8 protein-coding genes and 1 pseudogene are annotated in these 13,127 nt (G+C 42.2%); 6 read left to right on the top strand and 3 right to left on the bottom strand.

Features of this window, described 5'->3' with window-relative positions; all coding sequences use genetic code 11:
- Positions 1–728: 728 nt before the first annotated feature.
- Both MICAI_RS25145 and MICAI_RS17025 read right to left on the bottom strand, forming a co-directional pair.
- Positions 729–1,370, bottom strand: a pseudogene (locus MICAI_RS25145) (ISNCY family transposase).
- A gap of 1,132 nt (positions 1,371–2,502) precedes the next feature.
- Complete coding sequence (locus MICAI_RS17025; RefSeq protein WP_008205053.1) at positions 2,503–2,790, bottom strand: hypothetical protein; 288 nt, start codon at positions 2,788–2,790, stop codon at positions 2,503–2,505.
- 780 nt (positions 2,791–3,570) lie between these two features.
- Between MICAI_RS17025 and MICAI_RS17030 the strand changes: the two genes are divergently transcribed.
- Both MICAI_RS17030 and MICAI_RS17035 read left to right on the top strand, forming a co-directional pair.
- The gene (locus tag MICAI_RS17030) at positions 3,571–4,908 is read left to right on the top strand and encodes a helix-hairpin-helix domain-containing protein (RefSeq protein WP_008205055.1); all 1,338 of its coding nucleotides are present in this window, start codon (positions 3,571–3,573) and stop codon (positions 4,906–4,908) included.
- A gap of 89 nt (positions 4,909–4,997) precedes the next feature.
- Positions 4,998–6,032 (top strand): M42 family metallopeptidase, encoded by a 1,035-nt coding sequence (locus tag MICAI_RS17035; protein ID WP_008205056.1) that lies wholly within the window; start codon positions 4,998–5,000, stop codon positions 6,030–6,032.
- Here MICAI_RS17035 and MICAI_RS17040 read toward each other — a convergent pair.
- Entirely contained in the window at positions 6,029–6,520 is a 492-nt protein-coding gene (locus tag MICAI_RS17040; protein ID WP_008205059.1) for a hypothetical protein, read from the bottom strand. The two genes, MICAI_RS17035 and MICAI_RS17040, sit on opposite strands and share 4 nt — an antisense overlap.
- Positions 6,521–6,732: 212 nt before the next feature.
- Between MICAI_RS17040 and MICAI_RS17045 the strand changes: the two genes are divergently transcribed.
- From MICAI_RS17045 to MICAI_RS17060, 4 genes are all read left to right on the top strand, one after another.
- Positions 6,733–8,292 (top strand): hypothetical protein, encoded by a 1,560-nt coding sequence (locus MICAI_RS17045; protein WP_008205060.1) that lies wholly within the window; start codon positions 6,733–6,735, stop codon positions 8,290–8,292.
- A gap of 53 nt (positions 8,293–8,345) precedes the next feature.
- A complete protein-coding gene (locus MICAI_RS17050) occupies positions 8,346–8,756 on the top strand; it encodes a hypothetical protein (RefSeq protein ID WP_008205062.1) in 411 nt (136 codons plus the stop codon).
- Between the two features lie 132 nt (positions 8,757–8,888).
- Positions 8,889–9,995 (top strand): hybrid sensor histidine kinase/response regulator, encoded by a 1,107-nt coding sequence (locus MICAI_RS17055; RefSeq protein ID WP_008205064.1) that lies wholly within the window; start codon positions 8,889–8,891, stop codon positions 9,993–9,995.
- A 235-nt stretch (positions 9,996–10,230) separates the two neighbouring features.
- Positions 10,231–13,017, top strand: a complete 2,787-nt coding sequence (locus MICAI_RS17060; protein WP_008205067.1) for a cation-translocating P-type ATPase — start codon at positions 10,231–10,233, stop codon at positions 13,015–13,017.
- Positions 13,018–13,127 lie beyond the last annotated feature (110 nt).

A 13,127-nucleotide genomic window follows, 5' to 3' on the forward strand; every position in this document is an offset into this window, starting at 1 on the left:
TAAAATACCAAGCAGCACCAAGGTGATTCTCCATTTTTTTAGAGAAAGATAGATTCTCTCTCACCAACAGAGAAATTCTTGGTCGAAAGGTGTTATTAAGTCTTTACAAAGGGATTAGTTTGACCAGTTTCTTTTCCTAGCACTCGATCATGTTTACTCAGAATTACTGTCTTATATAACTTCCAAAAATCAGTGTAAGTAACAGGACATTATCGGTCAGCACCGGGTAAACTAGCCCCAAAGTTTTTGGGCTGATTGGCGACCCCTATCTGCTAAATAGCCACCAATAATTTCCCTTGTCTTTCTATCAATTGCCAGCCAAATATAAACCTTTATCGTCTTAAAAAAACCAATGACTACATTTCATCACACTCTCTGACTAATTTACCTTTTGACTTTTCTGGGTGGTGATTCGGTAGTGGTGATGGAGCCTTAATGCTTTGCTTTACTGTGCATTGTAGCCATGGATAAAATACCAAGCGGCCCCAACGTGATTCTACATTTTTTTAGAGAAAGATAGGCTCTCTCTCACCAGCAGAGAAATCCTTGGTCGAAAGGTATTATTAAGTCTTTCAATGGGATTAGTTTGACCAGTTTCTTTTCCTACCGCTCGATGACGTTTACTCGGAATTACTGGGGAGCATCTCACCTTTGTAACCCCTAAATCAGGTTTTATGTCAAACTATTTTGAAAGCCTTACTAGAAACCAGTTTTAGGGACAAGTATAATTACTCACTTGCATAAATGAGATGCTCCCGAATTACTGTCTTATATGACTCCCAAAAATGAGTGTAAGCAACAGCACATTGTCGGTCAACACCGGGTAAACCTGCCCAAAGTTTTTGGGCTGATTGGCGACTCCTATCTGCTAAATAGCCACCAATAATTTCCCTTGTCTTTCTATCAATTGCCAGCCAAATATACACCTTTATCGTCTTAGAAAAAAGAAAATACCACATCTGATCACATTTTATGAGCAATTTACCTTTTGGTTTGTCCGAAACCTTTACTTGACGCAGAACAGCCGCCAGTTTATTGTTGACATAATTTTGTAACCATGAGCAACTTACCCCTGTTACTCTCACAATTCCTCCTCAGGAAATTCGTTCGAGCAAGAGTTGAGGGATTAATTGTTTGGTATCGGGAGAGATAGTTTTATTAGTGGGATTGCTCACAAACGGTTGACTACATTCTTGCTCTTGACGTTTGGGTTTCCCATTATGAGTAGAACCGTTCTTGATAGTATGGTGAGAACCACAACTAGGACAAGTATATACAGGGGAACTAGGGCGGAGATTTTGTTCTCTGCTAGGCTGATATTTAAGTAAGCCGGACACGAGCCACAAAAAAATATTGATCAGAAAATTCATCATCAAGGCAGAGGTTTAAGAAATGATTGGAAGCAGGGATTTTTATTAATAACTGACGGTTCGCTCATTTTCCACACATAGTGTTTTTGGATTAAGCTGTCCACTGCCTGTCGTGACATAAGTTGAACCAATATCACTGCGGGTAGTTTTATCAGTTATTAAAACACCACCTATGGTGATCTGGGAACCGAGAGTAATAGGTATTTTACACAGTTCATACCAGATAAGCAACAGGGGAAAGTAAGCGCATCTTAACAACCCTTGACAAAATGAACTTCGTGTGAGTTGCTTACCCAGAGGGCGATTCAGGCATATTTGAGTAGAATTTCTCATCTCAATTGTTAAGCAAAAATCGACCAAATGTTAAGATTTCGTAACTATTCTGATTGACTGGTATCACTTGAGATGCCCACGCCTATCACAAAATTGGCCAATTGTCAATAGCGTTTGAGATGCCCTCACCCTGATTGGAGGAGATTCGGCCAATCCAAGAATAAGAGCTTTAAATAGGGCTGGCTGAAAAAGTACGGGCGAAGCATTCGGGCAATAACCTATCGGTGAAACCGTAGATTTTCTATCCGAATGCTTCGCCCCTACAGGATGCGGGCCGATGAAGACGCAAGGTTTTGAAGCACGATTCTCTCAAAATCTTGCACCTGTTTCGCTCGTAAAGCCACAAAACCCTTACCTTGCCGACATTTCACATTTATTCAGCAAACCCTAAATACGTCTTAGCTTACTTAACGTCAAAGAATCTTTCTTCTCTATCTAGCTTGCAGCTTAAGAAATTTAGCAACATTCCCCAACCAGCATCATGTATTGATTTAGCTAATTTGGTAGGCGCTAATCCTTTTTCACAAAGGCTCTCTGCTACTATGATTTCGTTTTCATCAACGAGCTTTCTTGAGATGTTATGTAGTAAATCTTGTCTGGTGTTATATCGTTTTTCAAAAGTAATGCCAGAGACGGTTAATTACCCTCACGCCCAACCCCCCGACTTCGGGGGGGCAAGGGGGGGTGGGGGGGAGTAGGATGCCTGCCCCGAATAAAGAAAAATGGTATTAGCTATTTTTTCGTGGACTCTGGCCACTATTTTCAGAGATTGCTGTAATGCGGATTTGTTGACATCCGTTTAGGTGGATTGACTGGCCAGAAATTGTCGTTGATAGTCTAAAAACTGGCCATGCCATTCCGCAAAGCGCCGCTCCCCATCTTTGACCAAAAGTTGGCGGTAGGCTTCCGAGGAAATCCAAGGCTTTGTTGGACGTTGTTGGTTTGTTGGGCGTTGTTGGGCCGAACGAGCTTGGTATTCAGCCGTTGATTGACGGCATTGGTTGTGATAATTTTGGTGCCATTCCTGATAGCGCCGTTCTCCATCCCGCACGAGGGCTTGGCGATAGGCTTCTGAAGATAGACTCATGGTGTTACTCCTTTTCAAATCCCTTGATGGCCTGGCCAGAATTATAACACAATCCCTGAACCACCCATTGCTGACCTCTGGTCAAGGTGCGATATAAGTCCTTGCCGTCAGTGGCCAGGTTTCTTGGCTATCTCCACTGCTGCATTTTGTCCCGCTTTGCATAGTGGCTCTACAGACTGACACCGACACCCCAGGCCCTGGGTCCAAAATATTTTTACTGGCACTACCACTCTCGAAGCAGATCGTTTAAATGCGCTACTATTTAATAGTAAATCCAACCTAAAACGGCGGCTCTCCTCGACTTTGTGTGATAATCAGTGTTTATCATTCCTAGTAGTCTGGCCACAAGGCTTTAAAGACTGTATTTCCCGAAAATTATCGGCTGCATCTCCTATTTATGACTTTCCGTCACCTATAGGTGAGCAGCAGCAGTTATTCAAAGAGGGCGAAGGCAATTCGCCCCTACAATAATGCGCCAATGGTAGGGGCGCACCGCGTGCGCCCAAAATGTCCTATAGATATTTCAACCAAATTGAGATGCACCCAAATTATCCCTATTCTTCTTACTTCCACACAAAAACCAGAAGAGCCAAACGGCGGTGTTTTCGACCCGAATTTTCGATGCTCTTGTTTAATTTGATCCTAATCTATTGTCAGTAGAATATACACTTTAGTTATCAATATGGTAATTTTTTTGCCCTGGGGAGCCTGAGGGAACAAATAAATGCTATATTTCTATTAGCACCGTTGTCAAAATCTCTGGAGAGTTGGGTTACTAATATGGTTAAAATTATCGGTCGTCAATCCCTGGGAAGGAAACCAGTTTATGATATTGGTGTGGAGAAAGATCATAATTTTTTGCTGGGCAACGGGTTAATTGCCTCCAATTGTTTTAATAAATCTCACTCTACCGCTTATGCTTACGTCACCTATCAAACCGCTTATTTAAAAGCTAATTATCCTGTGGAATATATGACAGCGTTACTAACTGCTAGTAGCGATAATCAGGATAAGGTGGAAAAGTATCGAGAAAACTGTCAGAAAATGAATATCGATGTCGAACCTCCCGACATCAATCGATCGCAAAAACATTTTACCCCGATTGGGCGCAAAATTCTCTTTGGTTTGTCCGCAGTTAGAAATCTGGGCGAAAATGCGATCGAGGCTATTTTAAAAGCGCGGGAAGCAACGGGAGGAAAGTTTACTTCCCTAGGAGATTTTTGCGAGCGTGTTGATTTACGAGTGATCAATAAAAGAGCTTTAGAAACGCTAATTTATTCTGGTGCTTTTGATAAAATTCAACCGAATCGCCATCAATTAATTGAAGATTTAGAATTAGTAGTTGCTTGGGCGCAAAAACGCACCAAAGAGAAAGAAAGTGGTCAAATGAATATTTTTGATATGCTAGGAGGGAGCATAGAAAATAAACAAGAATCGGAGTTTGAACAGTCTCCCAGTGCCACCGCAGTGGAAGATTTTTCCCTACAGGAAAAGTTAAGACTGGAAAAAGAGCATTTGGGTTTTTATGTTTCCGAACATCCTTTAAAAGCTTTACAAAGAGCGGCTCAAGTCCTATCTCCCATCAATTTAGCTGACTTAGAAGAACACAAAACCAGAAAAAAAGTCAGTGCCATTGTCTTATTAAATGCTGTCAAGAAAATTATGACCAAAAAGGGGACTCCTATGGCCTTTTTAACCCTAGAAGATGCCTCGGGACAGTCGGAAGCGGTGGTTTTTTCCGATAGCTACGAACGTCTGCAAAAATTATTAGTGGAGGAAGCAACTTTAATGGTGTGGGGAAAAGTTGATCGCCGAGATGATCGGGTACAATTAATTATCGAAGATGCGGAACCGATCGAAACCATTAAAATGGTGATGGTTAACTTATCCCTGCAAGATGTCGTCAACCAAAATCGTCAAAATCTTCTTAAAAGTATTCTGCAATCGGGAGACAAACAAAAGGCAAAAGTTCCCGTTATTGCCAGCATCGGTGCGGGAACTCAGCGTCAATTTGTGCGTTTAGGACAAAACTATTGGGTAGAGGACGACAATTCGGTGCTAGAGTCTCTAAAAGTTGCGGGTTTTCTGGCTAATTCTGCACCTCTGATTAATCATTAAATGGTAACTAGCAATTATTGTTACTGTAAAACCTTCTCGGCTTCCAGTTTCGATAATAATTCTCTTTCGACCCACAAATCAAGACAAATATGGATTTTGATCACCTCTTTGACAATATTGCCACTCTTGTCCTTCATCATTCTCCTAGTGGAATGGAGACGGAAATCGATCGCCTGTTACTAGAACGCTTTCAAGAGTTAGGATTAGAAACATGGCAAGATCAAGCGGGAAATGTCATCGGCAAGATTAAAGGACGGGATTCGACCCAAAAAATCGCTATTACTGGTCATAAAGACGAAATTGGCGCTATTATCAAGGCAATTAATCCCGATGGTACTCTGCAAATTCGCCAACTTGGGGGAGCTTTTCCTTGGATTTACGGAGAGGGGGTGGTAGATATTATCGGTGATCAAGAAACCAGAGCGGGGATTCTCTCCTTTGGTTCCCGTCATATTTCCCATCAATCCCCGCAAAAAGTGCAGCAGGAAAACACACCCGTCACCTGGGAATCCGCATGGATAGAGACGAAATTGACTCCAGAAGAATTAGACGCTTGCGGGGTGCGCGTCGGTAGTCGAGTCGTGGTGGGAAAACACCGAAAACAACCCTTTCGACTAAAAGACTACATTGCCAGTTATACCCTCGATAATAAAGCTTCCGTGGCGATTCTTTTAGAACTAGCGGCCAGAGTAATTAACCCTGCGGTGGATCTATATCTGGTTGCCTCAGCCAAGGAAGAGGTAGGAGCCTTAGGGGCCTTATTTTTCACCGCAAATAACCGCTTAGATGCTTTAATTGCCCTAGAAATCTGTCCCCTCGCTCCTGAATATCCGATTCAGGATGGCAGCAGTCCTGTGTTATTGTCTCAGGATGGTTACGGTATCTATGATGAGCAATTAAATCAAGAATTGAGAATAGCGGCCGAAAAGGCGGGAATCCCCCTGCAATTAGCCGTTATTAGTGGTTTTGGTAGCGATGCCTCCATTGCCATGAAATTTGGTCATATAGCTAGGGCCGCTTGCTTAGGTTTTCCCACCCAAAACACCCACGGTTATGAAATCGCCCATCTAGGAGCCATAGCTAACTGCATTAGCATATTAGAAGCCTATTGTCAACTAATTTAGCTATTTTTAGCAAAAAACCAGAGCATCAATAGAACAATAGCGATCGCTAGTCCGCTAAAAACAGTATTTTTATGATGCTCTAACTGCATGGGTGCGGGGGGTTCTTCTTTTTTCTGTTTATTTGTTCCCTTTTTAAATTGCGCTGTACTGTCGGGAAGTTTCTCCAAATCGGGAATCTTCGTCATCCACTCATCTGGGCGTTTGAGACGGGGAGCTTCGATAATATAAAGCAGACGCTTGGCCTGTTCGCGAATTTGATAGATAGGATGGGTAATAAGTTGCTTACAGATTTCACTAGCTTTCTCCCCCTCTCCTAACCCCTGATGGGCAGAAATTAACCAAATTTGGATCTCACCCCCTTCTCGGGAGCCTAAGGAAATTAAGGCTAAAGCCGCATTTAATTGCTCGATACTAAGACGATATTGTCCACGCTCAAAAGCACTGATGCCAGCTTGATAAAGGTCTTGAAAAGAAAGATTTTCGGCCACGGAGTCAAGATCGAGATCAATAAAATTTTACATAAGTATAGCAAAAGCTAAGAAGCAAAAGGAAACTCTCGGCCATCAGCCTTGAATCAGTGATCAGCTTTTCAGTTATCAGTAAACTGATGACTGAAAAGCTCCCCACTTCCCCATTGAGAATGAGAATCTCGGCAAAAATCTGGTACACTTTCTCCTAAACCTGCTCAAAGCTGCACAATATGAAAGAGAGAAACTATCTCTTACTAAATATACTAGCGATCTCTACCATAATAATTAGTCTAGTTTTAGGGATTGTATTGGACAAAAAAGCCGCCTTGTTGGGAATTTTCGCAGTTCCTGCCATGGTCGCTTCTTTTATCCATCCCCGTCTGGGATTATTAGCCCTAATCATCTATCTTCCCCTGAGTAGTACCGTCACTTTTGCCGTGGCGAGAGTTTTTCAGGTAAAGGGCAACTTTATTGGTGAAGAGCCATCCTATGCTCTCTACAAAATCGCCAAGGATGCCTTTTATTTCCCAGCTTTAGCGGCAATTTTACTTAAAACCAAAACTTTTAAGCAATTAAGCCCCAAAATCAAGCCTTTTCTCATCACAGCTTTGATTTTAATTGTCAGCAGCTTGATAACTTTTCTTTTTGTCAATCTACCCGAAGGAGCAATTGACGTGGGAATTGTGGGATTAAAAACCCTCCTCGGTTATATTCCCCTGGTTCTCTGTGGCTACTATCTAATCAAGGAAAAACGGGATTTATTCGTGGTTAATCGGCTTTTAATCGTGATGATCTTATTCTGTTGCGTTTTAGCTCTAGTTCAATACTTCTTACTCGTCCAAGGTATCTGTCCCGATAATGAATTCCTCAATCAACTGGAAGTTGTTGCCCCGAAATCCGACACCCAATTTTATCCAGATATTACCGACAAAGCCACCTTGAAAGCTCAATGTTTTGTCGGGGGTTCGGTGTTGTATAATCCCGATCGAGGCTTAATTCGTCTCCCCGGCACATTTTCCGATCCTTGGCAATGGGGTTGGTTTTTAGTATCTAGTAGCGTCATCAGTTACGCAGCCAGTTTTAGTGATTCACAAAAAAGATGGCGCGTCGCCAGTTGGGTAGCAATGGTTTTAGTCTTCCTTGCGACTCTGGTTTCTGGACAAAGATTACCTTTATTGCTAGTACCTTTGTTTTACTTGGTTCTTTTTATTGCTACTAGCAAAAATAAACAAAAGTTACCATTAAAATTGGGAATCTTGGGGCTGCTTTCCCTGCTTGCGGTGACGTTAATTCCCTTTATTCGGGAAAGAGGGCTAAATTTTATCGGTCGCTGGCTATATTCATCTCCCATTGACTTTGTAGTCAATCAAATCCAGTGGATCTTCAGATATGTACAGCTTTTTGGTTTTGGTTTAGGCACAGCCACCACTGGCTCTCGTCATATAGTGGGAGAAGAAGGGATAAGACTAATTGAGACCTACTACGCTAAACTCCTCTACGAAATCGGTATTGTCGGTTTTATCGCTTTTATGGCACTGGTGACAATTCTCTGTATTCTCACCTTTAAGTCCTATTTAAAGGTGAAAAATGCGGCTTTAAAGCATTGGGGTCTCTGTATCTGGATTTTCCTACTTTTTATTAGCTATAACCCCTACTATTATCCTCTCTCCGTCGATCCCGTTTCTATTTACTATTGGTTATTCGCTGGAATATTGCTAAAACTGCCGGAAATCAGCGATAAATTGGAAGATGAGGCGAGATTTCCCGAAAAAAATCAAGTGGAGAATTAAGAGGATTTTTATCGATAATGAAATTATCTCTCGACTGATAGGAGTTAACCGCAATGACAGCAGAAAACGTTACCTATTCCCTCGAATCTGTCCTCAAGGAAATTAAAGATAGTATTAAAAGTGTTGATCGCAAGCTAGACACTTTCCAGAAAGATATTGACCAAAAGCTAGACAATCTCGAAAAAAGTTTTGACCAAAAGCTAGATAATCTCGCCAAAAGTTTTGACCAAAAGCTAGAAACCTTACAAAAAAATGTCGATCAAAAGCTAGACAACCTACAGAAAAATGTCACCGATGTGAAGATAGGACTAGCAACTTTAACAGAGAAAGCCGATAGTATCGATAATCGACTGATCAAGGTGGAAGGAACCCAAAGTAACCAAATTTGGACATTAATAACTCTCTTGAGCGCTTCCTTGATTGTTGTGGGATTCCGTGCTTTTTTTATGGGCAACAATCCCTAGGGGATTGCTGTAGGGTAAGGAGACTTTCTCGCTTGTCCCACCCGACAGGCTGCCCCCAGGAAAAACTTTTTCGGCAAGCCCCTGTTTTTTTATACACTTTAGTCAAACAGTTTGAGTTATAAAATAACCGGCATGACTCAACTCACACCGCGCCCTAGTGTCTTAATTGTCGATGATTTGCCCAATAATGTGCGGCTATTGTCGATTATGCTCACCGAGAAGGGATATCAGGTACGGAAAGCGATTAATGGACAGATGGCCCTGAATACAGTGCGATCGCTAATTCCCGACCTGATCCTCCTCGATATTAATATGCCCGATCTCAATGGTTATCAAGTTTGTGAACAGTTAAAAGCTGATCAAAAAACCAGAGAAATTCCCGTGATTTTTATCAGCGCTCTTGATGATGTCTTAGATAAAGTCAAAGCTTTTCAAGTGGGAGGTGTCGATTATATTTCTAAACCTTTTCAAGGGGAAGAAGTGATGGCCCGCATCGAAAATCAATTAACTATTTCTCGTCAAAAAAAACAACTACAAAACGAAATCAAAGAACGTCAAAAAACTGAGGAAACTTTAGAAATTTATCTTCATGCTGTCTCTCACGATCTCCGCAATCCCGTGATCGGGATGTCAATGATCTTAAATAATTTAATTAAAAATTCTCAGGGAGAAACTAAAGAAGTATCCCAGAAGATTTTACAACAGATGGCCGACAGTTGCGATCGACAATTAACTTTAATTGATTCTCTCGTCGAAACCCGACAGAATGATCTTTGGGGAGTTTCCCTAGAACTAAAGCCTTTATCTCTCTACGAAATCGGTCAACAGATCGGTCAGGAATGGGAGTTAAGATTAAAGGAAAATCAAGCAACTTTAATTAATAATTTTTCCCCCGATTTACCCTTAGTTAATGCCGATGCTCACCATCTCTGGCGAGTTTTTGAGAATTTATTAGCCAATGCCCTTAAACACAATCCCCAGGGGATAATTATCACTTTATCCGCTAGACTAGAGGGCAATTATCTCTGGTGTACTATTGCCGATAATGGGGTGGGAATTAGCGAAACCCAGAGAAAACAATTATTTGATCGCTATCAACGAGGCAACAATAATAATCAGATTAGTTTAGGACTAGGTTTATATCTATGTCGTCAAATTATCCATGCTCACGGGGGTGAAATTGGCATTATGAATAATGACGAAAAAGGTTCACAATTCTGGTTTACTTTGCCCTACTAGGCTATTGACTAACTAGGTAGATGTTAAAAACTTTCAGACACCCCCCTTATCAAGGGGGGATCAAGGGGGGATATATCTTCAATTTAATTATAACCAGCTACTTATCTACATTACTCGTTAAGACTGCACCGGAGGGAGTAGCGAAGCAGGAAGAGCCAGTTTAAACATTTGTTTTTTTCTGTGACCCTGGAAAGAAAGGGCTAAGATCTATCTAGATCAACTATCTTCACTTGCCATGGCCGCTAATGCCGACTATTCTGCCCATTCTAGCCTTAACTTGCAACAACCTTGGCATACCTATCCGGTGGAAACCACCCTATCTATCCTCGGTAGTTCGGCTGTTAATGGCCTCAATAGGGAGCAAATCGCCCAAAGAATTAAATATTATGGCAAAAATGAACTACAAGAACGTCCAGGGCGCAGTAATTGGCAAATTCTCCTAGATCAGTTTACCAATATTATGCTCCTCCTCTTAATTGCCGTGGCCATAATTTCCGGAGGACTGGACTTACTGGAATTGCAGCGCGGTCATCTGGCTAAAATTGGTGTTCCCTTCAAAGATACGATCGCTATCTTAACAATTGTCATCCTCAATGGTATCCTCGGCTATCTGCAAGAAAGTCGCGCCGAAAAAGCTCTGGCCGCTTTAAAAAAACTTTCCTCTCCCCAAGTTAATGTTATCCGCGAGGGTCAACGCACAGAAATAGATGCGGTTAATCTCGTCCCCGGGGACATCATGCTGATTGAAGCGGGAACCCAAATCAGCGCCGACGGCCAAATTATCGAAGCTTTTAACCTGCAAATTCGCGAATCGGCCTTGACAGGAGAGGCAAATAGTGTTAATAAATCCGCCTCCATTGACCCCTTAGACAGGGATACTCCCCTTGGCGATCGCTTGAATTTTGTCTTTACTGGAACAGAGGTACTGCAAGGCCGGGCCAAGGTCATCGTTACCAATACGGGGATGACGACGGAATTAGGCAAAATCGCTCAAATGTTAGCAACAGTCGGCAATGAACCCACTCCTCTCCAAAAAAGAATGACTCACTTGGGTAATGTCCTTGTTGCTGGTTCTCTCATTCTAGTGGCCCTGACTATTACCATCGGCCTGATCAATGCCGGTTGGTCGGCCCTAGAGGAATTAGTCGAAGTTTCCCTTAGTATGGCAGTAGCCGTCGTTCCCGAAGGATTACCCGCAGTTATCACCCTAACTCTCGCCCTAGGTACCCAACGCATGGTCAAACGTCAGGCCTTGATTCGCAAACTGCCGGCAGTAGAAACCCTTGGTTCTGTTAATGTGATCTGTTCCGACAAAACTGGGACGCTAACGGAAAATAAAATGATTGTACGGGAGATAGAGACAGTTAATCGCAGTTTTTTAGTTACTGGGGAAGGATATAGCCCAAAAGGACAATTTTTAGACACCGAGCAACGGGCGATCGATCCCAAAACCGATCTAGAATTACATCATCTTTTAATTGCCAGTGTCCTCTGCAACGATGCCAGTTTAGACCTCGATAACGGTCACGATAGCATTTTAGGCGACCCCACGGAAGGAGCCTTATTAGTTTTAGGGGCGAAAGCGGGCTTAAATTTATCCCTAACCAAGCAAGAGTTCCCTAGAATCGCTGAAATCCCCTTTTCTTCTCAAAGAAAGCGAATGTCGGTCATTTGTCAAGGAGTCAATCGCGTACTATTTACCAAAGGTTCCCCGGAATTAATTCTTGAACAGTGTCTCTCCTACCAATCGGGATTAGAAAGTCTTCCTTTTGGGGATAGGGAAAAAGAAAAAGTCTTAGTCGCTAACAATGCTATGGCTAACAGGGGTTTACGAGTCTTAGGATTAGCCTATAAAACACTAATTTATCCGCCAGAATCAACTGAAATCAGCGAAGATGAGCTAATTTGGTTAGGAATGGTCGGTATGATCGACGCACCGCGACCAGAGGTACAAATCGCCGTGGCTAGGTGTCGAGAAGCGGGAATCCGTCCAATCATGATCACCGGCGATCATCAATTAACCGCTCTAGCGGTGGCTAAAAGTCTTGGTATTGCCCAAGCGGGAGCTTTAGTCATCTCAGGGCAAGAATTAGATAAATTATCACCAATTCAGCTAGAAAACATCATTGACAAAACTAACATCTATGCCCGTGTTTCTCCCGAACATAAATTAACTATTGTCCGCGCCTTGCAAAAAAAGGGTAAATTTGTTGCTATGACCGGAGATGGGGTGAATGATGCTCCGGCCCTGAAACAAGCAGATATCGGCATTGCCATGGGAATCGCCGGAACCGATGTCACCAAAGAGGCTAGTGATATGATTCTCCTCGATGATAATTTTGCCACTATCGTCGCTGCCACGGAAGAAGGGCGAGTGGTTTATAACAATATTCGCAGTTTTATTAAATATATTCTCGGCAGTAATATCGGGGAAGTGATTACTATCGCTGCTTCGCCTCTTTTGGGTTTAGTTACTCCCCTCACTCCCCTACAAATTCTCTGGATGAATTTAGTTACTGATGGTTTACCTGCTTTAGCTTTGGCAGTGGAACCCGCTTCTCCTAATATTATGCGTCGCCCTCCTTTTAGTCCCCAAGAAAGTATTTTTGCTCGCGGTTTGGGCAGTTATATTGTGAGAATTGGGATTATTTTTTCGATTATTAATATCACTCAAATGTTAATTGCTGTGCGCTTGGATCCGCTTTTTGGTAATACTGGTTCATGGAAAACTATGGTTTTTACTACTCTCTGTTTAGCTCAGATGGGTCATGCCATTTCCGTGCGATCAAGCGATCATCTTACCATAGAAATGAATCCTTTGACTAATCCCTATCTCTGGGTAGCAGTAACCCTGACGACAATTTTTCAACTGATGTTAATCTATGTTCCTGCCCTGCGGGATTTTTTCGGCACTCAATTTTTAACTAAAGAAGAATTATTAATCTGTTTGGGATTTAGTACCTTATTATTCGTTTGGGTGGAGTTAGAAAAATTATTTACCCGTTGGTATCATCGGCGATAATCAGGGAGTTTTTTTCATTGTTCAGTAAACGGAACTAATTCGGAATCGATGCCAAGACTAAAGAAGATTAACCAGTTTGATCTGTTTTTTTGGGATAAGGAAAAGAGAGA

This window comes from Microcystis sp. T1-4, assembly GCF_000297435.1.
Lineage (GTDB): Bacteria > Cyanobacteriota > Cyanobacteriia > Cyanobacteriales > Microcystaceae > Microcystis.

What these genes read in the sequence shown, in the direction of transcription:
- MICAI_RS17035 (WP_008205056.1), top strand. Translation starts at nt 4,998, where the DNA reads ATGGATTTTGATCACCTCTTTGACAATATTGCCACTCTTGTCCTTCAT.
- MICAI_RS17025 (WP_008205053.1), bottom strand. Translation starts at nt 2,790, where the DNA reads ATGAGTCTATCTTCAGAAGCCTATCGCCAAGCCCTCGTGCGGGATGGA.
- MICAI_RS17045 (WP_008205060.1), top strand. Translation starts at nt 6,733, where the DNA reads ATGAAAGAGAGAAACTATCTCTTACTAAATATACTAGCGATCTCTACC.
- MICAI_RS17030 (WP_008205055.1), top strand. Translation starts at nt 3,571, where the DNA reads ATGGTTAAAATTATCGGTCGTCAATCCCTGGGAAGGAAACCAGTTTAT.
- MICAI_RS17060 (WP_008205067.1), top strand. Translation starts at nt 10,231, where the DNA reads ATGGCCGCTAATGCCGACTATTCTGCCCATTCTAGCCTTAACTTGCAA.
- MICAI_RS17055 (WP_008205064.1), top strand. Translation starts at nt 8,889, where the DNA reads ATGACTCAACTCACACCGCGCCCTAGTGTCTTAATTGTCGATGATTTG.
- MICAI_RS17050 (WP_008205062.1), top strand. Translation starts at nt 8,346, where the DNA reads ATGACAGCAGAAAACGTTACCTATTCCCTCGAATCTGTCCTCAAGGAA.